This window comes from Oceanimonas baumannii, from assembly GCF_002245495.1.
Lineage (GTDB): Bacteria > Pseudomonadota > Gammaproteobacteria > Enterobacterales > Aeromonadaceae > Oceanimonas > Oceanimonas baumannii.
On the sequence record NZ_NQJF01000018.1, the window covers coordinates 1 to 21649 of the forward strand.

Genomic DNA, 21649 nt, shown 5'->3' on the forward strand with positions numbered 1-21649 from the left:
GTCATGGACGATCTTAGTATCCTGGGTGATCAGGAATATGAGTGGCCTGCGCTGAAAACACTGGGAATAGTAGGGACAATCCGCGAAGAGCGTGGCCAGCCGGCGAAAGAGCTGGATATCACGGTGCACTACTACATCAGCTCGGCGCAGCTGTCGCCTAAAGAAATGCTGGAAGCTACCCGCTCACATTGGTCAATCGAGTCGCAACTACACTGGCGGCTGGACGTGGCCATGCGGGAAGGTGACCGTCGCATTCGCCGTGAACAGGCGGGTGAAAACATGGCGGCAGTTCGCCATATCGCGTTCAATGCCTTGAACAGTGATACTAGTTTCAAGGCTGGTATCAAACGTAAACAAAAACGGGCAAGTCGAAATACCGCTTACCTGTCGCAAGTCCTGTCAGGGCTGGGGCTTTCGTAATCTTGCCCTGTCAATACAGCCCGCCATCTGGTGGGCTGTATTTTTTTGCATCCTGAGACACCCATTATGCAAAGTTCCATTTGAATTCTATTCATCTGCAGGCACAATTACTGTTTCCCCCCGGTGAAAGCAGAGAGGCCCGGTCGCCCACAAGATCCGGGCGGTAGCGTGGCCAAAGCAGATGTGGTTATTTCAGGCAGCCTGTTATCCGCTCAGAAGATGCCATGCGCTAGTCACCAGACCATGCTCGAATTCAGCCTACAGGCTACAAAAATATTGTAATTAAAGTGGGTTTATATCCGGGTGTTTGGGTAGTGCAGAAGCTTCTGTTGATATTGCGTATGCTTAATCTTGCTCATTTCAATTATTTAAGTGGTGACTGATAAATTTATTGTTATCAATACGTCATGAGTAAAGAAAGTTAGGCTAACATAATAAATATGTGTACTATTATTTATAATATTATGCACATTGAGAGTGTAGTGAATATGGAAGTTTAAATTGAGGTAAACGGTAAAATCGTTCAAGAAGAAGTGTTGGTTCTTTACAGAGAGAATGGATGGTCTTCTGCTGAAAAGCCAGAGCAGCTACTAGCTGGTCTGCGTAACTCCCACACGTTAGTCACGGCCAGGCTAAATGGCGAGTTAGTCGGTATTGGCAACGCAATTTCTGACGGTCATCTTGTCGTGTACTATCCACATATGCGTGTTAAGCCAAAATATCATGGTAAAGGGATTGGCCGCAAAATGATGGATGTAATGCAGTCTATTTACGGTCAGTTCCACCAACAAATGCTTACGGCAGATGGCAAGGCAATTGACTTCTACAAATCTGTAGGCTTTGAAAGGGCTGGCAAAACAGAGCCCATGTGGGTTTATAGCGGTACGGAGCACTAAGTGCATAACAAGCGGCAGCAGGCATTATAGGTAACCTTGATGAAGTGTTCAGTATTCATAGCAACAAGTGCAGACGGTTATATTGCAACCATTGATGGTGGCATTGATTGGCTAGAAACATCGGGTAAAACCGATATAGATTTAGGCGATGGTACTGATATGGGGTTCAACAGTTTTATTGCTTCTGTTGACTGTATGATCATGGGTCGTGGCTGTATGGAAAAATTAGCAAGTTTCAACCTGACTCCAGAACAATGGCCATACGGAACCATTCGGATCATTGCCCTCAGCAGAAGTGTTAAGGAAGTTCCTGGTAGCTTAAAGGGCAAGGTAGAACTCCATTCTGGTGATGTTTCTACACTCGTATCTGAACTGGAAACAGCAGGCTTCAAAAAAGCATATATTGATGGTGGTGCAACCATTACTTCCTTTCTTAATGCGAAGCTCATTAATGAGATAACCATTACACAAGCACCGATATTACTTGGCAACGGTAAACCACTATTTGGTTTAATAAATCATGAAGTCAAACTGAAAGATGCCAAAGCCACTGTGTTCGGGAATGACTTTATCCAAGTGAAGTATGAGGTTAGTTACCTGTAAAGGTCCTAATATCGCCAGCCTCATTTGCTTCTATTAGTGTAGCTTTTTCTTACTCAGGCGGTTCATCTAGATGTTAAATATATCTGAAAGTGTTTGAAGTTTTTTACCAAAAAGCCCTGCTTACCATATGACATTAAGGTCTTGTTTTGTTATTATCTTCTGCTTGAAGAAATTTTTTCAGAGACTTCTTGGATATTAAAAAGAGTATAAGATGAACTGTCATAAACAAAAAACTGTACTGGCTACATGTGGCTTACTGGTATCGCTGAATGTGTTTTCCAAGGAGGCCTTGGATATCAATGATATCAAGTTTGAAGATGGCAACTTCCAAAAGTGCGTGTTGGAACAAAAAATATCCGATCCTGCCAAGGTTACTAAGTTGATATGCCGCCAATTTAATGTAGACAGTGCCAATGAAATTAGCTATTTCCCAGCTATAGAAGAATTATGGTTGTCTGGTAAAGGACTAAGTAGCATTGACTTAAGTAAAAACACTGAGCTAACTTCTGTTTCTATCACTAAATCAAATCTCTCTGGCTTAGATTTAAGTAATAACTTAAATCTGACCGAGCTGAATGTTAGTTTTAACCAGATTTCTGAGTTAAATCTCACAAAAAACTCTAAAATTACTGACTTAAGTGTGGTTTCTAACCAAATTGAGAGTCTGGACTTGTCAAATAATATTGAACTGAAATATTTTTGGGCGAAGGAGAATAGGCTGAAAAGTGTAGATTTTAGCTCCAACCCCAAGCTGGCTCAGGTTGGTTTAAATAACAACCAGATATCGAAAGTTAACATCAATAAAAACGAAAAACTAAATAAGCTCAGCTTGATGTACAATAAACTATCAGAGTTAGATGTAAGTAAAAACATTGAACTAAAAAAGTTGTACCTCACAGACAATAACCTTACTGAATTGGATGTTAGTCACAACTCTAAACTGAGGGCATTGTGGGCAACCGAAAACCCGCTGGCTGAACTTGACATTAGTTCTAACCCTTCATTGAGCGATTATGAAGTAGACGAAGGCGTTTTGGTGCAAGAGTAATTTGGCCCTGTGAAATATAATAAAATAATTTAAGAATGATTCCCAACGCTTGGTACTTTTGGTTCAAGGTTGGGAATGCTTTAGGTTTAATCGTGACGTTGTTTGCTGCTTAATTATGTGTTGTAGACATCCAGCAATGAAAAGGTCAATATGGCAGTTTTAGAAATCCTCACAGCACCGGATCCCAGGCTTAAGAATGAAGCGGAAAAAGTAAACGATATTTCGTCAGTGCAAACGTTAATTGATGATATGTTGGAAACGTTGTATGCGACCAAGGATGGTATCGGTTTGGCTTCGATTCAGGTAGCTCGAAAAGAAGCGGTTGTTATTATCGATCTTTCTGAAGCCAGAGATGAGCCGTTAATTTTAATCAACCCTGAAATCGTCAATGGTAGTGACAAAAGAATGGGACAAGAGGGCTGTTTGTCTGTGCCAGACTACTACGCAGACATAGAGCGATTCACTTCGGTGGTCGTTTCGGCTTTAGATCGAAATGGTAACCCGCTCACCGTTGAAAGCGATGGTTTTCTCGCCATAGTAATGCAGCACGAAATAGATCATTTGTCAGGTAACCTGTTCATTGACTACCTTTCTCCATTGAAACGTCAAGTTGCGATGAAGAAAGTAAAAAAATATGTCAAGGCTCATACTAAAGCACGCTAATAACAAAAAATCGGAGAGTCATTAACCGTGCTTGGAACTTTTGTCTCGTCTCCACTTACTCCCTCTACCGGGATGCCGGGTATCGGCTCCTTAATCATTTATGCCGGGTTACCGTTGCTCCTCTTGCTCAATGCGTGGCGTGGATATTCTCATCAGATGGCAAAGTATGTGGTGGTGCTTCAGGGTTTGTGCATGCTGGGTGTTACCGGCTGGTTACTGTTACTTCAGGCAGGGGTATTCAGTAATGCCGGTTAATAAGGCGGTGTTATTCCAGCAGCCGGGACGACCATAAGATCCTCTCATCACTCGGCAGTTTCCATAGCATGAGCCTGCCGCATCCGTAGCAATCTGGCCAATGCAACACCTGCGCGCTGACTCGGATCGCTCGGCAGATTCACTTTCACAATTAAGGAGCCGTGATAATGTCAATAAGCTGGTTGTATCTCTGCAATGCCCTGGCCCTGGGGGCCATGATGGTGTTTGTGCCGGTCATTGGCCCGCTGATCCGTGAGCTGGGATTACAGGAGTGGCACAGTGGTCTGGTAGTGGCTATTTCCGGTGCCTTATGGATGTTAAGTGCCCAGCGCTGGGGTAAAGCCAGCGATAACAAGGGGCGAAAACCTGTGCTGCTGCTGGCTATCTGTGGTTATCTGGCAAGTTATGCGCTGTTGGCGGCCTTTTTTGATATGGCGCTGGATGCCAGTTGGCCGGTATTGAGCGTGTTAGCGATATTGATACTGCTGCGCGCGCTCCTCGGCGTATTTTATGCCGGTATTCCGGTTACCAGCGCGGCGTTGCTGGCAGAGAATACCCCGCCAGGACGGCGTACCCAGGCGATGGCCGGACTGGGGGCTGCTAATGCCATGGGGATGGTGGTGGGGCCGCTGATCGGTGGCTTGCTGGCTGTATGGGGGCTGACCCTGCCTTTGTATTTTGCTGCGGTAATGCCGCTGCTGGCATTGCTGATTGTGTTTAAATTACCGGACCATAAACCTGTTGCACAGGCGGTGCAACCGGCTCTTAAACTGACCGACGCACGTCTGCGTTTACCTGTGCTCAGCGCGTTACTCGCCATGTCCGGGGTGATCACCGCTCAGATGTGTGTCGGTTTTTTTGCCATGGACAAGCTGCGTCTGCCGGCGGATGCCGCCGCTCAGGCTGCGGGCTTTGCCATGGCCACTGTAGGCATGGTCTTGGTGCTGGTGCAGGCCGTGCTGGTGAAAAAACTGACACTGTCTGCTTCCAGGTTACTGGTGCTGGGTGCCTCTGTTGCTTGCGTGGGCTTTGCGCTGATGATGCTGGTTGACGGACTGTTGATGCTCCTGCTGAGCTACGCGGTGATGGCGTTGGGGCTGGGGATGGTGTTTCCCGCTATGCAGGCGCTGGCGGCAGACAGTGTGGAATCCGCCAGACAAGGGGCGGCAGCCGGTGCTGTATCCGCCGCCCAGGGGCTGGCGATGGTGATAGTCCCCTTGATTTGTACCGGCTTATATCACCTGGCCCCGGTATTACCTTATCTGCTTGCTGCCTTTATGTTGCTGCTGTTGTCGCTGGCGGCCTGGCGCTGGCATATCAGCACGGAAGTTGTAACGGGGGAGATCTGAGCTGCAGAATATTGTAACGGCATGGGCACTGCCACAGGCATCGGGCCTGAGGTGTATAAGTGGCATATCTTTTATTGCTGGCAGTAATTCGGAGTACATATATGGAAGTAATTGTAGTTGAAGAGCATATATCAGAATTCCCAAACCCGCTATATTTGAAGCGCGGCGATAGGGTCACCCTTGGTGTGATGGACGATGATTTCCCTGATTGGGTCTTTATAACCAATGACGCGGGTGAACAGGCCTGGGCTCCGGTTCAATATATAGAGCATATTGAAGGGGCTTCTACCGGTATCCTGCTTCAGGATTACGATAATCTGGAGTTCAATACCGTTTTAGGTGAAAAGTTTTCAGTGCTGTTCGAACTTAATTCCTGGTATCGGGTTTCAAGGTCTGCGGATGAAAAAGGCTGGGTACCAGTGCATACGGTGAAACGTATATAATAAGGTATTTCTTTGCTCGGATGAGTTTGTAGTCAATGAGCCTGGTTGTGAGCAGTATGAGTCATTTATAGATGGGGATGTGTTTATAACACTGGAGCGCTGGACTGATCAGGCTTGCCTTGAGCTGCACCTGGAAGCGGAGCATGTGAAAAAGTATGTACCTGAACTCAGGAAGTGTGTTGAAAATGGAGAGTTCTCAGTTCAGTTTATTGAAACAGATAACATCCGCTTTATAACCATTTAGCACCTGTCATAAATAAAACGGCGTTATACAAGTGAGAGGGGTTGTCACCAGGGATAGCAAGTGTGGCAATTCCTCAGGAAGGATAATCCGTTCTAAATAAGGATTTGAGCATGGATAGTTTGATTCAGTATACCGGCATTATTGCATCAGTATGGATAGTTTCAGGCATTGTTGTTGCCTCTCTTTTTTATCCGGGTTACAGCCATTCCAGGCAATTCTGTAGTGAACTTGGTGCATTTGGTAGCCCAACCCAGAAACTGTCGCCAGTGATTAATAATTATCCGCTAGGCCTCCTTTTTATACTGTTCGGTTATTATCTGATCAGCACTTATTCTCTGCATATGCCAACCATTGTAATTGGTATCATGGTCATTACTCATGGTTTGTGCACCTGGATTTGTGGCTTTTTCCCAATGGATGCGGATCCTTATACTACCGAGCCGTCGATGAGCTGTAATATTCACTCATGGTCGGGGATGATTATGCTTGTTTCTTTTATCGTGGCTCCGATAATTGTCGTTTTTTCAAGCATGTACCCCTTTGCTGTCAGAGTGTTTTCATTGCTTTGCATTATTGGATGCTTCTATTTTTCATACAGGCTTTCCGTTGCTTTCAAGGCCAGAACTATCCCGGGTACTTACCAAAGGCTAAGTTACGGGTTTCAGATATTGTGGCTGTTCGTTTATTCCTGGTTCGTAGTCTCATGAAAACCCCAAAAACAGTATGGCGAGTGTGAACGTTACGGGTTTTAACAGGCACGTTCCAATAACGGTAAGAAGAGAACCACAACAGTGACTTGGGCTCACCCGTTCCATTGAGCAAGCCGCTTACCAGCAATGTGTATGTGTACTGTTGCGGCAATCGTCGTTTTTCCATTCTCTGTAAATAAAGGCCTCAATTTTAATGTCAGTCCCACTTATCGCCGTTGATGTTAATGATGAATATTCATTAGCCGCTGCGCTGTCGGCGTTTTCAGCACAACTGGAGCAAGCCTGTCAAAAAGGATGTTTGCAAGAAGGTGTTGCTGGTTTCGTCAGCACCCGGGGGCAGCTATTTCAACATGCTGATTTATTAGCCGTTGAACCGATTAAAAGCATGCTCTACAGTTTCGATTTGATGCATTATGAATTTAATGAACTGGCCGATTTACGAGAACAAACTATTGATGGCCTTGATGATCCAAGCAGTTATGTGCGTTATTCACAGCTCCTGGTATTTCAGCATGGGTTAACATCCCCCAGTGTTAAATCAACAATCATTGACATTTGCCAGCGGCTGGTGGCCTTTAGCCAGCAACAGGATGATTCACAGGTGCTGTATCTTTCTGAAGATAAGCTGTTTGGTATTTATCTGCTGGTGTTGCTTGCTGAAAGTGAGCCGGATTATGCTTACTTGATTGGAGCATACTTTCCTGAAGGCAGCGATGATGATGACATAACCTTGTATGGTTCGGGCTTTATTGCTTACTTGTTCGAACGTTATGGTTATCACAACCTTGTTCTCGATGTTCTTGCAGCTTGCCGTTTTAACGGCTTAATCGACGCGGTACGTTATAACTACTGGGCTGATAAAGAACAATACGCACCTAACTTGTTACAGTGTTTTTTAACCCAGCCGGAGCGGTATCGATATTACAAGGACGCATTATACCTTGCCTTTGAGCGTTACCCCGTCAACTCTGATACCTTCGATCCTTTTGCCGGTCTTGTCAGTGATTTTGAGGAGCTTGCAGAGCAGTATGCAAGCCAGGCAACTTACTCTCATCCGTTGATTTCAAGGCAACAGGCGGAAGCCGGATTGGATGCTCTGACGTTGGATGGAATGAGACTGGGGGATGAACGGAAAACACTACTACAGCAATTACAGGCGTTATCCGAAAAAGCGTGATACTGTCGAGCTCAGCCGGAAACGAGGTTTAAATATGGAGGTGGTGGTTACCCATTGCTCACGATATTCCTGATTTTAAATTGAGAAAGTTTTAATTTTTTACTGAAGAAAGGGTGATAAAGCAAGTATGAGCAGGAAGATATTGTGGACGTTGTGTTTTCAGTCCGGCAAGTCTGGCGAACATCGGCATCGCTGAAGAGCACTATCACGATGCAGAAAGAAAAAGGATGATAGAGGCGAGGGTACTCTATCCAACAGCCGCATCGGCCTCAGCGCGCACTTTTGCTGAAAACCCTGCATTCTATGGCTTCAAGGCAGTAGAAAATGCAACGCCTGCCGGTAGTCAATTACCTGTATACATTCTTGTGCATGGAACGTCAGGAAGCTGGAAAAATCTGTCATGGTTAGGTAGTTACCTGGCAGAACAAGGTGCGCTGGTTGTATCCGCCAATCATCCGGACTATACCACCGGGCAGGCTACACCTGAACGTGTTCTGCGTATGTGGGAGCAGCCACGAGATGTATCATTCTTGATTGATGAAATCCTGTCTGGCAAATATGCCCAATATGTAGATAAAAAAGATATCACCGTTATCGGCTATTCTTTAGGCGGGTACACCGCGCTGGCATTAGCTGGTGCCAGGTTTGATATTGCAGGGTATCAAAACTATTGCTCACAGCATCGGGATATATCATGTCACTTTTATAAAAACGCTTTCGAAAGTCTTTCGCCAGAGGATCACTCCATGATCTCGGGGGATTACAGCGACGAGAGAGTTATGAAATCCGTTGCCATTGCTCCGGGCTATGTTCCTGCAGTTATACCCAACGCATTGACGGGGCTCTCTGCCGATACGGTTATCGTCGGCGCGGAGCTTGACAAGACCATACCTCCTCAGTTGCAGATAAAGCCATATATCGGTGAAAACATAAACAACCTTCATTATCAAGAGGTTGCTGGAGCATCGCATTTCAGTTTTATGCAAAATTGCAAGCCTCAGGCTATTGCTATTCTGGAAGAAGAGGATGCTGCTTTTGTATGTGAAGAAGCAGAGAATGTTGACAGGCGGTCTCTGCATCAGAGCTTGATTGAAATAGTAGAGCAGCTTTAATCTTATCGAAAAAATCATCATTGATATTTATAGGGTAAGGATCTTATATGTTTCCATTAGAGGTATTTATTCCCTATACATTGGCATGTTTACTGTTGGTGCTGTCTCCCGGGCCTGATAATCTACTCGCGATTGGCCGGGGCTGAGTCAGGGGCGATGGGCGGCAATGATGTCAGGCCTGTCATCAGGTGCTGGCATTTTATTTCATGTGGTGGCGGCGACATTTGGCCTGACCTGGCTTATTCAGACTTCAGAAATAGCGTTCTATGTTGTGAAGCTGTTGGGGGCTACCTATTTGGTCTGGTTAGGTTTTAAAGTTCTTCGTGCTAAAAACCTGTTCTCATTGGAACCGGTGAAAAAGCAGTCATTAAAATTTATTTTCTCTACCGGGTTTCTTTCTGCAGCACTGAACCCAAAGCCAGGGATGTTTGTTCTTGCCTTTGTTCCTCAATTTGTGAATCCGAATCTGGGATCGGTAACATTGCAGATGATCGGCTACGGAGTCTGGTTTGCTGTTTTGACGGCAACTGGCTTTAGCTTAATGGGAGTCTTCTCATCCCAGATTTCTGCATGGTTCAGAAATAAGTCCAGGCTGATGTCTGGGCTGAATATCGGTGCCGGGGTTACCTTTATTTCTTCCGGTTTAGCGATTGCATTTATGAAGTAACGATAACCGGTGCAAGTGCAGATTTTGGCCATGGAGCGGATGCAGACTTGCTATGCAAAAAAGTCAGGATATCTGGCTACATTATGATCGAAAATTAATCAGGAAGGATTATGTCGCAACAGACAGACTACCTGGCGTTAAGTAAAGGTGCTCGTATGCACCTGAAGCGAACGCCTGATAACCGGTTCTATTTCAGAACGTCAAGACAAACGAAATGGTTTATTTGGGGGATGATAGCATTAGTCTGTTTACTGAGTCCTTTGTTGATGTCAGTTGTACTTGATGGTGGAGAGCAGATTTTTTACATGGTGGTTTCCGTCTTGCTGATGCTCGGCGCGGTTTTCGCGTTGGGGGTACGGCGACACCTGTTACTGAATCCGGTTTCCGGGATGCTTGAGCTTGAAACCTCCTGGTGGGGGCTGGGAAAATCTGTACGCTCGAAAAGCGCGCTGGCAAAACAGCGGGTGGTGGTGGCACCGATAGCAGAGCTCGAAGCAGGTTGCCTACTCGAAATCTCCGATCAAAAATACACTATTGGCACTGCGGATGAAGTACGTCAGCTGGCACTTTTTATTCATCAGTATTTTGCTGTGCCAGCATTTGATAGGGTTGCTCAATGGCCAAAAGAAATTGAGTTGCAAAGCCTTGGTGGAACAGCCTCCATACACGATGGGGGTACCGAAGGGGAGCAAGTGGTGCCAGGTGCAGCTTGGGTGGATCCTGGAGCAGCATATGACTCCAGCGCAGCCATAGCGAATCCCGGGGCCAAATATACGTCTGTCTGGGAACAGAAAGTTCTCCTCAAACTGGCCCTGCCTTTCCCGGTTTTTCTTGTTCTGGGTTTTGTGCTTAGCCTGCTTGCAAATAAAGGAGGTGCATAAGATGAGTGCCTGGCAGTCGTTATCGCCTAATGTCCGTAAGCTGGTTCTAACACGCAAACTCCGGATTGTTGCGGTTCCGCTTTTTCTTACAGCATTGCTTATGGTGTATCTGGGTCTCTCCCGTGAGTTTCCCGTTATCCTGAGCTGGGCTCTGGTGGCAACACTGGCCTTGCATGGTTTATGTGCCCGTCATTACCTGCTGATCGATAAGAACAAAGGGATCTTGCTCCACCATCTGAGCAGCCTTTACCCCATTGCCCGGTCAGAGTTACCGCTGGATCGGATTGCGGGTTTTTGTGTGACTAAAACATTTCTCAAAAGACATGGTTTCAGTCTGATTGTGATGATGGATGATGGCCAGCGAGTTGTTCTGTTACGCAACAGGGCGCTAAGCGAAATGGAGCAGTATGGCAAACACCTTGCAACCTTTTGTCAGCAGCCGTTCCAGACGGAAATTCTTTAATGATGGATTCAGCCTTGCCCATCGGACTCAAAGAGTTCGTGGGAAATATAAAAGCATTACATAAAAGGGAATGACAGTGTCTTTAATAGCAAAAACACCAGAACCACCCTATTACGCGGTTGTTTTTACCTCTATTCGCACGGAAGATAATGATGGCTATGAGCAGATGGCGAATAATATGGCTGAGTTGGCGGCAAAGCAATCAGGGTTTCTTGGTGTTGAATCAGCGAGAGAAGGTGTGGGCATTACCGTTTCGTACTGGTCAGATCTTGAGTCAATAAAAAGCTGGAAAGCGAATGTGGAACATCAGGAGGCACAACGGCTTGGACGTGAAAGGTGGTATTCATCGTTTAAAACGAGAGTGTCAAAGGTTGAGCGTGACTATGGTATTTAAATATGCTGAAAATTCTTTTAGAAGTTGATGTGGCAGCATGTGAAAGTTAAGGAGTGATAGTTGCAAGAGTTATTTTTTCCGGTAATTGAAACTGAGCGGTTAACATTAAAACCCCTGATGCCTGAAGACTCGGGCAGTCTGTTGGAGGTTTTTTCTGACCCTGCGGTGATGAGATATTGGAATACAGCTCCCTGGTCAACGATTCAGGACGCGCTTACTTTTATTAGTGAAAGTAACGCATCAATGCAGGGCCAGGAAGCGCTTGTGCTTGGTGTTTACCTGAACGCTACCGGTGAGCTGGCCGGAAAATGCATGTTATTCAGCTACGAGCAGGAATCCAGACGGGCCGAGATAGGCTTTGGTTTAGGCTGTGATTATTGGGGGAAAGGTTATGTCAATGAGGCGGGGGAGGCACTCATTCAGTATGGGTTTGACTCATTAGGCCTTCGCCGGATTGAAGCGGAAATTGATCCGGATAATTATGCCTCGGCCAAGGCACTGGAAAAGCTGGGGTTTACTCTGGAAGGCTTGTTGCGCCAGCGCTGGGAAGTGAACGGTGTTATTTCAGACTCGGCGATGTATGGAAGGCTGGTTACCGATAACCCCGGCATAAAATGTGGGTGAATATTAGCCTTCTTTTTATTATGACACTTTGAGATAGTCACTACATGGCTGGAAACGTGATATTCCAGCCGTGATACTGATTATGTGGAGAGAAAAATGATAAGAAAGTACAGCAGTAAAGATTTGGACTCGGTACTGGAATTGTGGCTTGATACCTCACTGCAAGCGCATGATTTTGTCGCTGATGGTTTTTGGGAGTCGCAGGTTGAAAGCATGCGGGATATTTATATTCCTGCATCAGAGACTTACGTCTATGAAGTAGAGCAGAACGTCGTCGGATTTTATTCGTTGTATGAAAATAATCTGGCGGCCATATTTGTCAGTGCTGAATTTCAGGGCAGGGGGATTGGAAAGCAACTGCTGCGTCATGCCAAGGAGCAAAGATCAATATTAACGTTATCTGTGTATAAAGAAAACCAGGCCAGCTACCGGTTTTACTTATCACAAGGCTTCAGGGTGATCAGTGAGCAGAATGACGAGCATACGGGACATCCTGAATACACAATGAGTTCAGACACCGTTTAATATAAATAAACCGGGAAGGGAAGATGGCGTTCTCAGATGATGAAAAAACAGCATTGCTGGCGGTGAAAGGCGTTGGCCCGACCGTTCTGAAAAGGCTGGAAGATATCGGGCTTGACTCATTTTCCGCGCTGGCTGTTTGTCAGGCGGAAGAGATCGTAGAAAGGGTTGCCTTTATGTTGCACACAACGTGCTGGAAAAACAGCCCACAAGCGAGAAAGGCCATTGAAGCAGCCATCTCCCGGGCACAACAAGGGCTGTCATGATGGGTATCGGTGTAGTGCAACAACAGTGAACGAGGGACGCATGATAAAACAACTGGGTGTGGCAGTAGGTTTGTTGGCGGCAGCCTGGCAGGCAACGGCGGTGGAAGCAACTTTTGAGCCAGTGACAGGAACGCCTTTTGTGGCGGACTACAGTCGTGGTACGAAACAGGGTGATTACGGCATTATTGTGCTGGAAGGGTCTCGGGGCGGGCAGTCTAACCATCTGGCCAGCAAGGTTGCCGGCCTGGGGTATCCGGTGTTGTCAGTGGCTTATTTTCGGGCTCCGGGGTTGCCACCCGCTCTGGATCAGCTACCGCTGGAATATTTTGATGCTCCACGTCAGTGGCTGTTGCAGCAACCGGAAACGCGCACTGACGGAGTGATATTGCTCGGCTGGTCGAAAGGCGCGGAGCTGGCCTTGCTGCTGGCTGCACAACATCAGGAATATGCTGGAGTGGCTGCAATTGCACCCAGCTCGGTGGTTTGGGCGGCACCGGCTCAAGCATCGCAGCCAGCCTCCGTCAGTAGCTGGAGTCTGGCTGGTGAATCACTGCCGTTTGTGCCACTGAACGCACCGCTGGCTGAGCGGGAAGGGTTGCTGGCGGCGTTTGTGGCGGGTCTGGAAGATCGTGATGCTGTGGAGCAGGCTCGGATCCCGGTTGAACGTATTGCCGGGCCGGTATTGCTGCTGTCTGGCGAAGATGACCGTATCTGGCCCGCGGCCAGAATGGGTGATCAAATATGCAACCGTATGCCGGACGATGCCTGTACCCATATCCGTTATCCGGAAGCGGGGCACTTGCTTGATCCCGGCTTTAAGATGGGAGGCACAGTCAAGGTGAATACGGAGGCAGAGCGTGCTGTCAGGCAGGAACTTGCCCGCTTTCTGCACAGTCTGAATAGCAGCAGTGAGCATGAACGATAATGCCGTAGCGAGTGTTACCGTTCTCTGCTGTGGTGAATCAATATTAAGGATATAAAATGCGTTGTGTTCGCGGAGCGCTGGCTTTTTTCGTGTTTTTAAGCAGCATGGTGCATGCTGAAGAAGTTTATGATGAGTCCAGAGACAGAATGATTCCTGTTGAACTGTCTTATCCCAAAGCGCATGCCCACTGTACCAGTGAAAATAAATGTCCGGTGGCTTTCCTGAGCGCCGGATATGGTGTTTCCCATACCGACTATGCTTTTCTTTCCAGCCAGCTGGCCGGACTGGGATACCTGGTTGTTGCCATTGGGCATGAGTTGCCACAGGATCCTCCTCTTTCTGTAAAGGGAAACCTTTATGAGACCAGAAGTGAGAACTGGCAGAGGGGCGCAGTGACGCTGGACTTTTTAAAGAACAAGCTGCAGCCTCGTTTCCAGCATTATGATTTTGAACGTCTTACCCTGCTGGGACACTCTAATGGTGGCGATATATCTGCCTGGCTTGGCAATGAAGCCAAACCTTATATCCAGACTATTATTACCTTTGACCACCGGCGTGTTCCTCTGCCTCGCACTGCAAGCATCAATATACTGTCCGTCAGGGGCAGCGATTTCCCAGCAGATCAAGGTGTTTTACCGACCGAGAAGGAACTGTCCGTTTACGGCGACTGCATAGTGAGCATTCCTGAGTCGAAACACAATGACATGTCTGATCACGGGCCGGTCTGGCTGAAAGAAAAAATGTCTGACATCGTTACAGGATATTTGAACGGAGCATCCTGCGATGAACTCCGGAAATTGAATGGCTGATACTGACATTATTTTATGGCATCCCCAGACAGGATTAGCGAGTCTGTCTGGCGGTTGCTTATGTTTGTTCTTGTTAATGAATGGTGATGTTATGCACGGTGAATATAAAGTCCCGGGTGGCAAGCTGGTGGTAGCCGACGTTGAGGTTGAGCAGGATTGCCTGACCCGGGTGAGTATTTCCGGTGATTTCTTTCTGGAGCCAGACAGCGCTCTGATCCGCATAAATGAAGCCTTGACCGGTTTGTCGGCAAGCGCCAGCCATCAGACGCTGACGGCAGCGATCAAGGACGTGCTGGATGACGGCGTTATGATGTTCGGCTTTTCTGCCGAGGCAGTGGCCACAGCGGTGCGCAGGGCTTTGGGCAAGGCCACCAGCTGGCATGACCATCAGTTCACGGTGATCCCGCCGGTCAGCCTGCCGGCGGCGGAGCATGTTGCGCTGGATGAAGTGCTGGTCAGCTCTGTGGCCGAGGGGCTGCGCGGGCCCACATTACGGTTCTGGGACTGGAACGATTCGGTGGTCGTGATCGGTTCGTTCCAGTCGGTAAAAAACGAGGTAGACATGGTCTCTGCGGCCGAGCATGGGGTGCAGGTGGTGCGGCGGGTCACCGGGGGCGGGGCCATGTTTATGGAGCCGGGTAACTGCATAACCTATTCGTTAACGGTGCCGACTTCACTGGTGGATGGGGTGAACATTGAACAATCCTATCAGCAGCTGGATGCCTGGGTGCTGGCGGCGCTGAATACGGTGGGCATCAAGGCCCATTACGTGCCGCTGAACGACATTGCTTCCGGCAAGGGCAAGATCGGCGGAGCCGCGCAAAAGCGCTTTGCCAATGGCGTGCTGGTACATCATGCCACCCTGGCTTACGACATAGATGCCAGCAAAATGCTGCAGGTATTGCGCACCGGTCGCGAGAAGTTGTCGGACAAGGGCATTACCAGCGCCAATAAACGGGTGGATCCCATGCGCAGTCAGACCGGACTGGATCGCAATACCATTATTGACGCGTTTATCAGCCACTTTTCTCAGGTGTATCAGACCCGGAATGGCGGTTATTTACCCCAAGAGCTGGCAGCGGCCAAAGCGCTGGTCACGGAAAAGTATGTAACCGACGCGTGGCTATACAAAGTAAATTGAGATTCTCGGATCTGGGCTTGAACGAAACATGCGCTGATAGATGGCATTATTGCCGTTAAAAAACGTGAATGTCGGGAAAGCGAGCCATCGCTGTAAACCCACTCGAAAAGTCGGGGCATAACGGGTAGAATAGCGGGCAAAATCACTTTGAAGAAGAAGCAAACCATGTCTTTACCTCCGTGCCCCCAGTGTAACTCCGAGTATGTTTATCAGGATCAGGAGCAGCTTATCTGCCCCGAGTGTGCTTATGAGTGGAACCCGGCAGAAGCTGCCGCCGAAGATGCCCCCATTACTGCCAAAGACGCCAATGGCACTCTGCTGCAGGAAGGTGACCGGATCACCGTGGCCAAGGATCTCAAGGTAAAGGGCAGCTCCATGGTGATTAAAATTGGCACCAAGGCACTGATCCGCCGTATTGTGGATGCCAAGGATCACGAGCTGGACTGCAAGGTCGACGGCGTAGGCGAGATAATGGTAACCGCCGCTTTTGTGAAAAAAGCCTGAATATACAGCCAGTAAGACTACAAGATTAAACGCAATGCCGGGGTGCTGGCATTGCGTTTTTTTATGAGTACGACAAAATAACCAGACAAACCGTATTTCGAGAACGAACCAATGACAAAAGTGAGACCCGCTTTGCAGGCGCTGCTTCTGGCCGGTGCCGTCACCCTGTTCACCGGCTGCCAGGGGGCATACTACTCGGCCATGGAGCAGGTGGGGGTACATAAGCGAGAGATTCTGGTTAACCGGGTAGACAGTGCCAAAACATCTCAGCAGCAAGCGCAGGAGCAGTTCTCTTCGGCGCTTGAACAATACCGGGCTGTGGTGAGCGTTAATGGGGGAGAGCTGGAAACACTGTATGACCGTCTGAACGGAGAATATGAAGACAGTGAAGCAGCGGCGGCCAGGGTGCACGAGCGTATTGCCAGTGTTGAAAGCGTGGCCGAAGCCTTGTTTGATGAATGGGAAGATGAGCTGGAGCAATATACCAACAGCAATCTTCGTCGTCAGAGCGAACGGCAGCTGAATGATACCCGCAGTCGTTACCAGAGCCTTATCCGAGCCATGAAACGAGCAGAACAACGTATGCAGCCGGTCCTTTCTGCCCTGCAGGACAATGTGCTCTATCTTAAACACAATCTTAATGCCCGTGCCATTGGTGCCCTTAAGGGGGAGCTGGAGGGGATCCGGCAGGATGTGGATCTGATGATCCGGGAAATGAACACCGCCATTCAGGAATCGGATCGTTTTATTGCGGGCATGAAGCAGGGATAAACCGGATATGGAGAGCATTCTTGTCAGCGGCTGCCTGATGGGGGCCCCGGTCAGATACAATGGTAAAAGCCTGGGGCTGCAGCCCCATGATCTGACCTGGTTGCGCCAGCACTTTACGATCAGAACACTGTGCCCGGAAGTGGCTGGCGGCTTGCCTGTGCCCAGAGCGCCGGCAGAAATCAGGGGAGGCGCAGGAAGCGAGGTGCTGTCAGGGGCTGCCCGCATCAGCGATAGCACCGGCACCGATTACACGGCTCCGTTTTTGCGCGGAGCGGAGCAGGCACTGGCACTGTGCCGGTTGCACCACATCAAGTATGCCATTCTGGCGGAAGCCAGCCCGTCTTGTGGCAGCCGGAAGATTTATGACGGTACCTTTACCGGTACCAAAATACCGGGGCAGGGCGTGACCGCGGCCTTGCTGAACCGCCATGGCATTATGGTGTTCAGCCAGCATACGATTGCTGAGCTCAGAGCAAAATGGGATTAACGTACGGTGCAGCGGCGGGCCGTGAGCCTCGGGGTTAACCCCGAGGCTCACAAGCTCAGAGTTGTTGGCCGTTCAGTGTGACGTTACCGTCCTCCATTTTAAAACTGAATGTTTCACCGGACTCGGCCAGCAGGGCCGCCACAGAAAGGTCCAGCATGGCAACGGCTGCGCCGGCCGACTGGCCCAGCGTGGCTTCAATGTCTGCAAAAATGGCCTTTTCTACGTCTTGCGGATTGAGCGAGTAAGGGTTATCCAGCACCGAACGAACAAAGTTGTCTGGTAGCCGGGCAGCATTCAGCTTTACCAGCCCCTTGCCGTCTATCAGCAGTTCGTCGTTCAGTGTTGCCTTGATGCGGTTAATTTCCAGGCTGGGGTTATGAGCCAGCAGCTGGTCGCCTCGGTCCACCATGATCTCTTCAATGGCCTGTTGCAGTCTGTACTCGCTCCAGCCCTCCTGAGCCGCATACTGAGAAATATCGACGGTGTCGAGAATGGCCTTGCCGTCGATACCGGCCAGGGTATAGCTGAACTCTGCGTCGGAAAGAAGCTGAGTGTTGCCTTCAAGCTGGTCGAATGTGAGGCTGACATTGTGGATCAGCTGTTCGTCAATGTCTGTGCTGGTGATTAACGACAGCCCTTTTATGCCAATATATTCGTTATCACGCTGGGCGCGTTTATTGATGACGCTGGCGTTGGCAATGTTCAGAGCTGCTTTGATTTTTCCTGTATCAATATCGTACTCACTGTCGATAAGCAGTTTGCCATCGGTCAGCTCAAGGGTTTCATCAGGGCTGTTAAAGCGAAGAGAAGGAATATGGGCACTGATGTCATAGACAGCTGAGCCGCCACTGCTGAAGTCGGTAAGGGTAAATGCTGCAGTAATCGGGGGGGAGTCCAGCTCAATGTTATCTTCGTTCAGGGCGATGATCGGAACGGTGAGCTCTCCGGTCAGCTTTTCCGGGGCCATATGTCCGGAAAGCAGGACGGGTTTGCCGTTCAGTAGCGTTGAAGTGATGGTTTTATCACTTTGCCCGCTTATCTGCGTATTGGTGATTTCAACATGATAGTCGGAGCCTGTCAGGAAGGTGGTGGGCCCGTGAACGATTTTGTAAGCCAGCTCAAAGGTCATTGGATCCCAGCTGGTGCCGGCAGTGAGAGTCATGGTGCCCGTTGAAGCAAAAGTACCGCTCTGATGCGTGCTGAGCACGGCGCTGACTTCCTGCTCCGGAAAGTCGGATGTATTGATGGTGTAAACCAGATCGTCTAGTACCTGCTTCAGGTTTTTCGAATAATTGAGCTGATTAAAGCCGGCAAAGCCGACCAGAGCAACGCCGATGGCGCCTGCAATATACTTTTTCTTCATTTTATCCCTTTTTCTTTTATCTAGAAGTTAGCATCTTGATGCATTATTTCTTAGGTATGAGCACTTGTTGCCTTAAAAACGGTAACTGAGACCAATGGCCGGTCCGCCCAAGTGTGTATGGTAAACATAATTATCGTGGTTGTAATTTACACTGATCGCTTTATAACCGATGATAGCTGAAAATTGCGAGGGTAACTGATAATGGGCGGCTGCCAGCAGTGACCAGGTGTCATCCGCTTGTCCCGTGTATCCGCCGGTGTCTGCCTGCACCAGTAACCTGAAGACGGGCACCGATAAGTGGGTCTACCCAGCCAAAGCTTTCTTTATGGTCTCCCTGGTGTGGCTAATAAGCGGGTGTGAGGCGTGAACGGAGACCCGGTTGGAAATATGCCAGAAACGCGCTCCGGCCAGCATATCAAAGGTGATTCTGTCGTCGTCGACAAGACGATATCCGCCCAGCAAGGTGGCTGACAGCTGCCGGCTGTCCAGGTAGGCTGCGGTACTGGCACCGGGAGGAATGGTAACGCCCAGCCCCGGTAGTTGCATGGCCGGCAAGGGGCACCTTGCTTCACTGTTACTGGTGTCGGTGAACATCAGATTTTAGCTATCAAGGGAGTGTCCAATGGTTGTTAAAGCTCATCCCGTCGCCTGCCTGGGAGCGGCATTGCTGTTACCGGCGTTGCTGACCACGGCCGAGGCCTGTACCCGCTTTGTGTATCACGGTGCCGATGAACAGGTGATTACTGCGCGTTCCATGGACTGGAAGGTTGATGTGGGCACGAATCTATGGGCATTTCCCCGGGGTATGTCCCGTACCGGAGAGGCCGGTGCCAACTCGCTTGAATGGACCTCCAAATATGGCAGTGTGATTGCCAGTGGCTACGATATCGCGACCACCGATGGGATGAATGAAGCTGGCCTGGTGGCGAATGTATTGTGGCTGGTGGAGTCTGCCTATCCGGAACGTGATGACAGTAAACCGGGACTCTCTCTGTCTGTCTGGGCGCAATATGTGCTTGATAATTTTGCCACGGTTGAAGAAGCGGTTCGTACCCTGGAGCAGGAGAAATTCACTCTGGTCACTGACTTTGTGCCGGGTGAAAACCGCCTGGCCACGTTGCATCTTTCCATTTCCGATGCTGAAGGTGACAGTGCCATTATTGAATATATTGATGGCAAGCAGGTGATCCATCATGACAAGAGCTATCAGGTCATGACCAATTCCCCCACCTATGAAAAGCAGCTGGCGATGGAGGAGTACTGGAAACAGGTGGGAGGGACTGTGATGCTGCCGGGTACTAACCGGGCTGCGGATCGCTTTGCGCGCGCGTCTTTTTATACCAATGCCATTCCCAAAACAGATGACGCACAAAAAACCATTGCCAGTGTGTTCAGCGTGATTAATAACGTTTCTGTGCCTTATGGTATCAGCACACCCGGCCAACCCAATATTTCGTCAACACGCTGGAAAACGGTATCTGATCAGAAGCGCAAACTGTACTTCTTTGAATCGGCACTCACTCCCAACATTTTCTGGCTGGATCTGAAAAAGCTCGACTTCTCGGAAAACAGCGGCAAGGTGCTGAAGCTTGATCTGGGACCTGAGCAGCAAAATATTTACTCCGGTATGGCGAACGGGCAGTTGCAGGAAGCGAAGCCCTTTACTTTCCTCGGCGTGTAAGTCACCCCCTCAGCCGGGCAGGCGCTGTGTCTGCCCGACTTTCTCTTTCAGCCAACCCCTCCTGCGTTATTAGGTTGCCTGTTCAATTTTTTCACCTCCGGGCATTTCTGCATGGGGTGTTGTCATTCCTCCATTTCTCGTGAAGTGCGCCGGTATGGTGCGGTTGCAATGTTTTGTGACCATACTGCTGATGACGGGGGTATTGGTCCGTTAGCCAGTGATGATGACAGGTTAAGGAGAGTGTGATGTTTAAGGTAACGAAAACCGGGGAGCATCAACTGGAGCTGGTTTTGTCCGGCCGGCTCGACAGTGAGGCGATGAAAGTGGCGCTGGATGAACTGGTGGAGGTAAGCCGGCAGATGGAGCACGGGCGCATGCTCTATTGTATTGGAGATTTTGAGTGGCCCACCATGGGGGCCATGGGGGTGGAGTTGTCGCGGCTGCCGGCACTGCTCGGCATGATACGCCGTTTTGACAAAATTGCAGTGGTCGCGGCAGAGCGCTGGATCCGCTCTGCCAGTGAGCTGGAAGGTGCCCTGATCCCGGGTCTTGAAATCCGGGCGTTTTCACCGGCAGAGGAAGAAGCCGCCCGTACCTGGCTGGCCGGCTGAGCCATTTTCTGTGAAGACAGGGTCATGATACTCTGCTGCCCATCTTTCAAGACGAGATAATATTGATGAAATTATTGAAGCTTGGTGCATGTATTGCACTAGTGACGCTGCTGTCTGCCTGTGATCACGGTTTTGAGGGGGTGTATGAAACCCGTGCAGACTCTTCCAACGAGATGATGTCGCAGCTGATGAGTGATTTCTCGGGCCTGGTGGGCAGCGAGCAAATAGTGATTGGCAAAGACTATATGGAGCATAATGGTGAGCGCACCTACTTTGACGATATTTTGGTGCGGGAGTCGGCGGGCAAGCAATATCTGGTGTTTGTAAAAGACGGACAGGAAGAAGTCTGGACCATCGTCAACGAGACCACTCTGATGAAAGGCAATGGCTTGGTCAATGTGGTGATGGAGCGGGTAGCTGATGAGTGACGCCGTGCAAAGCCCCTGCATTGGTTACTGTAAGCTGAATGAAGAGAGAGTGTGCGCAGGTTGCTTTCGCCACGTGGATGAAATAGCCGGCTGGCGGGACAAGCCGCAGGCTGAGAAGCGAAATATTATTCAGCGTTGTGCCGAGCGCAAAAGCATTCAGCCATCATAAAAACAGCCCCTTGCGGGGCTGTG

Annotated in this window: 29 protein-coding genes and 1 pseudogene; 28 read left to right on the forward strand and 2 right to left on the reverse strand. The window is 49.1% G+C overall.

Going from position 1 to position 21649, the window contains the following annotated elements; translation table 11 throughout:
• The 24 genes and pseudogenes from B6S09_RS16760 to B6S09_RS16875 all read left to right on the forward strand — a co-directional run.
• A partial coding sequence (locus B6S09_RS16760; RefSeq protein ID WP_141201994.1) for an ISAs1 family transposase occupies positions 1-420 on the forward strand: 420 nt, incomplete at its 5' end.
• Between the two features lie 536 nt (positions 421-956).
• Entirely contained in the window at positions 957-1316 is a 360-nt protein-coding gene (locus tag B6S09_RS16765; protein WP_208321797.1) for a GNAT family N-acetyltransferase, read from the forward strand.
• Between the two features lie 39 nt (positions 1317-1355).
• Positions 1356-1919 (forward strand): dihydrofolate reductase family protein, encoded by a 564-nt coding sequence (locus B6S09_RS16770; protein WP_094279644.1) that lies wholly within the window; start codon positions 1356-1358, stop codon positions 1917-1919.
• A gap of 289 nt (positions 1920-2208) precedes the next feature.
• Positions 2209-2967 (forward strand): leucine-rich repeat domain-containing protein, encoded by a 759-nt coding sequence (locus B6S09_RS16775; RefSeq protein ID WP_244900108.1) that lies wholly within the window; start codon positions 2209-2211, stop codon positions 2965-2967.
• Positions 2968-3117: 150 nt separating this feature from the next.
• Entirely contained in the window at positions 3118-3630 is a 513-nt protein-coding gene (gene def / locus B6S09_RS16780; protein WP_094279646.1) for a peptide deformylase, read from the forward strand.
• A gap of 422 nt (positions 3631-4052) precedes the next feature.
• The gene (locus B6S09_RS16785; RefSeq protein ID WP_094279647.1) at positions 4053-5234 is read left to right on the forward strand and encodes an MFS transporter; all 1182 of its coding nucleotides are present in this window, start codon (positions 4053-4055) and stop codon (positions 5232-5234) included.
• Positions 5235-5335: 101 nt separating this feature from the next.
• A complete protein-coding gene (locus B6S09_RS16790; protein ID WP_094279648.1) occupies positions 5336-5677 on the forward strand; it encodes an SH3 domain-containing protein in 342 nt (113 codons plus the stop codon).
• 40 nt (positions 5678-5717) lie between these two features.
• Positions 5718-5921 (forward strand): annotated as a pseudogene (locus tag B6S09_RS18805) (putative quinol monooxygenase); the annotation flags it as partial.
• A gap of 110 nt (positions 5922-6031) precedes the next feature.
• Positions 6032-6628, forward strand: coding sequence for a DUF998 domain-containing protein (locus tag B6S09_RS16800; RefSeq protein ID WP_094279650.1), 597 nt, complete (start codon positions 6032-6034; stop codon positions 6626-6628).
• Positions 6629-6824: 196 nt separating this feature from the next.
• Complete coding sequence (locus B6S09_RS16805) at positions 6825-7808, forward strand: hypothetical protein (protein WP_094279651.1); 984 nt, start codon at positions 6825-6827, stop codon at positions 7806-7808.
• A gap of 227 nt (positions 7809-8035) precedes the next feature.
• Complete coding sequence (locus B6S09_RS16810; protein WP_094279652.1) at positions 8036-8920, forward strand: alpha/beta hydrolase family protein; 885 nt, start codon at positions 8036-8038, stop codon at positions 8918-8920.
• Positions 8921-9062: 142 nt separating this feature from the next.
• A complete protein-coding gene (locus B6S09_RS16815) occupies positions 9063-9587 on the forward strand; it encodes a LysE family translocator (RefSeq protein WP_279586681.1) in 525 nt (174 codons plus the stop codon).
• A gap of 110 nt (positions 9588-9697) precedes the next feature.
• The gene (locus B6S09_RS16820) at positions 9698-10468 is read left to right on the forward strand and encodes a hypothetical protein (protein WP_094279653.1); all 771 of its coding nucleotides are present in this window, start codon (positions 9698-9700) and stop codon (positions 10466-10468) included.
• A gap of 1 nt (position 10469) precedes the next feature.
• The gene (locus tag B6S09_RS16825) at positions 10470-10931 is read left to right on the forward strand and encodes a hypothetical protein (protein WP_094279654.1); all 462 of its coding nucleotides are present in this window, start codon (positions 10470-10472) and stop codon (positions 10929-10931) included.
• Between the two features lie 76 nt (positions 10932-11007).
• Positions 11008-11325 carry an antibiotic biosynthesis monooxygenase family protein gene (locus B6S09_RS16830; RefSeq protein WP_094279655.1) on the forward strand — a complete coding sequence of 106 codons (318 nt, stop codon included), beginning with the start codon at positions 11008-11010 and terminating at the stop codon, positions 11323-11325.
• A gap of 60 nt (positions 11326-11385) precedes the next feature.
• Positions 11386-11949, forward strand: coding sequence for a GNAT family N-acetyltransferase (locus B6S09_RS16835; RefSeq protein WP_094279656.1), 564 nt, complete (start codon positions 11386-11388; stop codon positions 11947-11949).
• A 96-nt stretch (positions 11950-12045) separates the two neighbouring features.
• On the forward strand, positions 12046-12474 hold the full coding sequence (locus B6S09_RS16840; protein ID WP_094279657.1) for an N-acetyltransferase: 429 nt from the start codon (positions 12046-12048) through the stop codon (positions 12472-12474).
• Positions 12475-12497: 23 nt separating this feature from the next.
• On the forward strand, positions 12498-12737 hold the full coding sequence (locus B6S09_RS16845) for a hypothetical protein (protein ID WP_094279658.1): 240 nt from the start codon (positions 12498-12500) through the stop codon (positions 12735-12737).
• A gap of 40 nt (positions 12738-12777) precedes the next feature.
• Complete coding sequence (locus tag B6S09_RS16850; protein WP_094279659.1) at positions 12778-13662, forward strand: acyl-CoA thioester hydrolase/BAAT C-terminal domain-containing protein; 885 nt, start codon at positions 12778-12780, stop codon at positions 13660-13662.
• 56 nt (positions 13663-13718) lie between these two features.
• Positions 13719-14471, forward strand: a complete 753-nt coding sequence (locus tag B6S09_RS16855) for an alpha/beta hydrolase (protein ID WP_094279660.1) — start codon at positions 13719-13721, stop codon at positions 14469-14471.
• A gap of 91 nt (positions 14472-14562) precedes the next feature.
• The gene (gene lplAB / locus B6S09_RS16860) at positions 14563-15612 is read left to right on the forward strand and encodes a lipoate-protein ligase LplAB (protein ID WP_094279661.1); all 1050 of its coding nucleotides are present in this window, start codon (positions 14563-14565) and stop codon (positions 15610-15612) included.
• 165 nt (positions 15613-15777) lie between these two features.
• A complete protein-coding gene (locus tag B6S09_RS16865) occupies positions 15778-16116 on the forward strand; it encodes a zinc ribbon domain-containing protein YjdM (protein ID WP_094279662.1) in 339 nt (112 codons plus the stop codon).
• A 111-nt stretch (positions 16117-16227) separates the two neighbouring features.
• A complete protein-coding gene (locus tag B6S09_RS16870; protein ID WP_094279663.1) occupies positions 16228-16887 on the forward strand; it encodes a DUF2959 domain-containing protein in 660 nt (219 codons plus the stop codon).
• Positions 16888-16894: 7 nt separating this feature from the next.
• Positions 16895-17374: a 2-thiouracil desulfurase family protein gene (locus tag B6S09_RS16875; protein WP_094279664.1), complete on the forward strand. Its 480-nt coding sequence runs from the start codon at positions 16895-16897 to the stop codon at positions 17372-17374.
• A 55-nt stretch (positions 17375-17429) separates the two neighbouring features.
• Here B6S09_RS16875 and B6S09_RS16880 read toward each other — a convergent pair whose 3' ends face one another.
• Together B6S09_RS16880 and B6S09_RS16890 are read right to left on the reverse strand one after the other, a co-directional pair.
• On the reverse strand, positions 17430-18737 hold the full coding sequence (locus B6S09_RS16880; protein WP_094279665.1) for a DUF945 family protein: 1308 nt from the start codon (positions 18735-18737) through the stop codon (positions 17430-17432).
• 303 nt (positions 18738-19040) lie between these two features.
• Positions 19041-19331, reverse strand: a complete 291-nt coding sequence (locus B6S09_RS16890) for a hypothetical protein (protein ID WP_134114018.1) — start codon at positions 19329-19331, stop codon at positions 19041-19043.
• Between the two features lie 28 nt (positions 19332-19359).
• On the opposite strand from B6S09_RS16890, the gene B6S09_RS16895 reads away from it, so the two are divergent.
• The 4 genes from B6S09_RS16895 to B6S09_RS16910 all read left to right on the forward strand — a co-directional run bounded on the left by B6S09_RS16895 (position 19360) and on the right by B6S09_RS16910 (position 21626).
• On the forward strand, positions 19360-20418 hold the full coding sequence (locus tag B6S09_RS16895) for a linear amide C-N hydrolase (RefSeq protein ID WP_094279668.1): 1059 nt from the start codon (positions 19360-19362) through the stop codon (positions 20416-20418).
• Positions 20419-20663: 245 nt separating this feature from the next.
• A complete protein-coding gene (locus B6S09_RS16900) occupies positions 20664-21029 on the forward strand; it encodes a SpoIIAA family protein (RefSeq protein ID WP_094279669.1) in 366 nt (121 codons plus the stop codon).
• A 65-nt stretch (positions 21030-21094) separates the two neighbouring features.
• Positions 21095-21457 (forward strand): hypothetical protein, encoded by a 363-nt coding sequence (locus B6S09_RS16905; RefSeq protein WP_094279670.1) that lies wholly within the window; start codon positions 21095-21097, stop codon positions 21455-21457.
• Positions 21450-21626: a DUF1289 domain-containing protein gene (locus tag B6S09_RS16910; protein WP_094279671.1), complete on the forward strand. Its 177-nt coding sequence runs from the start codon at positions 21450-21452 to the stop codon at positions 21624-21626. Before B6S09_RS16905 ends, B6S09_RS16910 begins: the two co-directional genes overlap by 8 nt.
• Positions 21627-21649 lie beyond the last annotated feature (23 nt).

Coding starts and splice junctions, on each gene's coding strand:
- B6S09_RS16905 (WP_094279670.1), top strand. CDS start 21,095: ATGAAATTATTGAAGCTTGGTGCATGTATTGCACTAGTGACGCTGCTG.
- B6S09_RS16910 (WP_094279671.1), top strand. CDS start 21,450: ATGAGTGACGCCGTGCAAAGCCCCTGCATTGGTTACTGTAAGCTGAAT.
- B6S09_RS16870 (WP_094279663.1), top strand. CDS start 16,228: ATGACAAAAGTGAGACCCGCTTTGCAGGCGCTGCTTCTGGCCGGTGCC.
- B6S09_RS16770 (WP_094279644.1), top strand. CDS start 1,356: ATGAAGTGTTCAGTATTCATAGCAACAAGTGCAGACGGTTATATTGCA.
- B6S09_RS16850 (WP_094279659.1), top strand. CDS start 12,778: ATGATAAAACAACTGGGTGTGGCAGTAGGTTTGTTGGCGGCAGCCTGG.
- B6S09_RS16865 (WP_094279662.1), top strand. CDS start 15,778: ATGTCTTTACCTCCGTGCCCCCAGTGTAACTCCGAGTATGTTTATCAG.
- B6S09_RS16900 (WP_094279669.1), top strand. CDS start 20,664: ATGTTTAAGGTAACGAAAACCGGGGAGCATCAACTGGAGCTGGTTTTG.
- B6S09_RS16840 (WP_094279657.1), top strand. CDS start 12,046: ATGATAAGAAAGTACAGCAGTAAAGATTTGGACTCGGTACTGGAATTG.
- def (WP_094279646.1), top strand. CDS start 3,118: ATGGCAGTTTTAGAAATCCTCACAGCACCGGATCCCAGGCTTAAGAAT.
- B6S09_RS16810 (WP_094279652.1), top strand. CDS start 8,036: ATGATAGAGGCGAGGGTACTCTATCCAACAGCCGCATCGGCCTCAGCG.
- B6S09_RS16805 (WP_094279651.1), top strand. CDS start 6,825: ATGTCAGTCCCACTTATCGCCGTTGATGTTAATGATGAATATTCATTA.
- B6S09_RS16855 (WP_094279660.1), top strand. CDS start 13,719: ATGCGTTGTGTTCGCGGAGCGCTGGCTTTTTTCGTGTTTTTAAGCAGC.
- B6S09_RS16785 (WP_094279647.1), top strand. CDS start 4,053: ATGTCAATAAGCTGGTTGTATCTCTGCAATGCCCTGGCCCTGGGGGCC.
- lplAB (WP_094279661.1), top strand. CDS start 14,563: ATGCACGGTGAATATAAAGTCCCGGGTGGCAAGCTGGTGGTAGCCGAC.
- B6S09_RS16820 (WP_094279653.1), top strand. CDS start 9,698: ATGTCGCAACAGACAGACTACCTGGCGTTAAGTAAAGGTGCTCGTATG.
- B6S09_RS16800 (WP_094279650.1), top strand. CDS start 6,032: ATGGATAGTTTGATTCAGTATACCGGCATTATTGCATCAGTATGGATA.
- B6S09_RS16895 (WP_094279668.1), top strand. CDS start 19,360: ATGGTTGTTAAAGCTCATCCCGTCGCCTGCCTGGGAGCGGCATTGCTG.
- B6S09_RS16880 (WP_094279665.1), bottom strand. CDS start 18,737: ATGAAGAAAAAGTATATTGCAGGCGCCATCGGCGTTGCTCTGGTCGGC.
- B6S09_RS16790 (WP_094279648.1), top strand. CDS start 5,336: ATGGAAGTAATTGTAGTTGAAGAGCATATATCAGAATTCCCAAACCCG.
- B6S09_RS16825 (WP_094279654.1), top strand. CDS start 10,470: ATGAGTGCCTGGCAGTCGTTATCGCCTAATGTCCGTAAGCTGGTTCTA.
- B6S09_RS16875 (WP_094279664.1), top strand. CDS start 16,895: ATGGAGAGCATTCTTGTCAGCGGCTGCCTGATGGGGGCCCCGGTCAGA.
- B6S09_RS16890 (WP_134114018.1), bottom strand. CDS start 19,331: ATGTTCACCGACACCAGTAACAGTGAAGCAAGGTGCCCCTTGCCGGCC.
- B6S09_RS16845 (WP_094279658.1), top strand. CDS start 12,498: ATGGCGTTCTCAGATGATGAAAAAACAGCATTGCTGGCGGTGAAAGGC.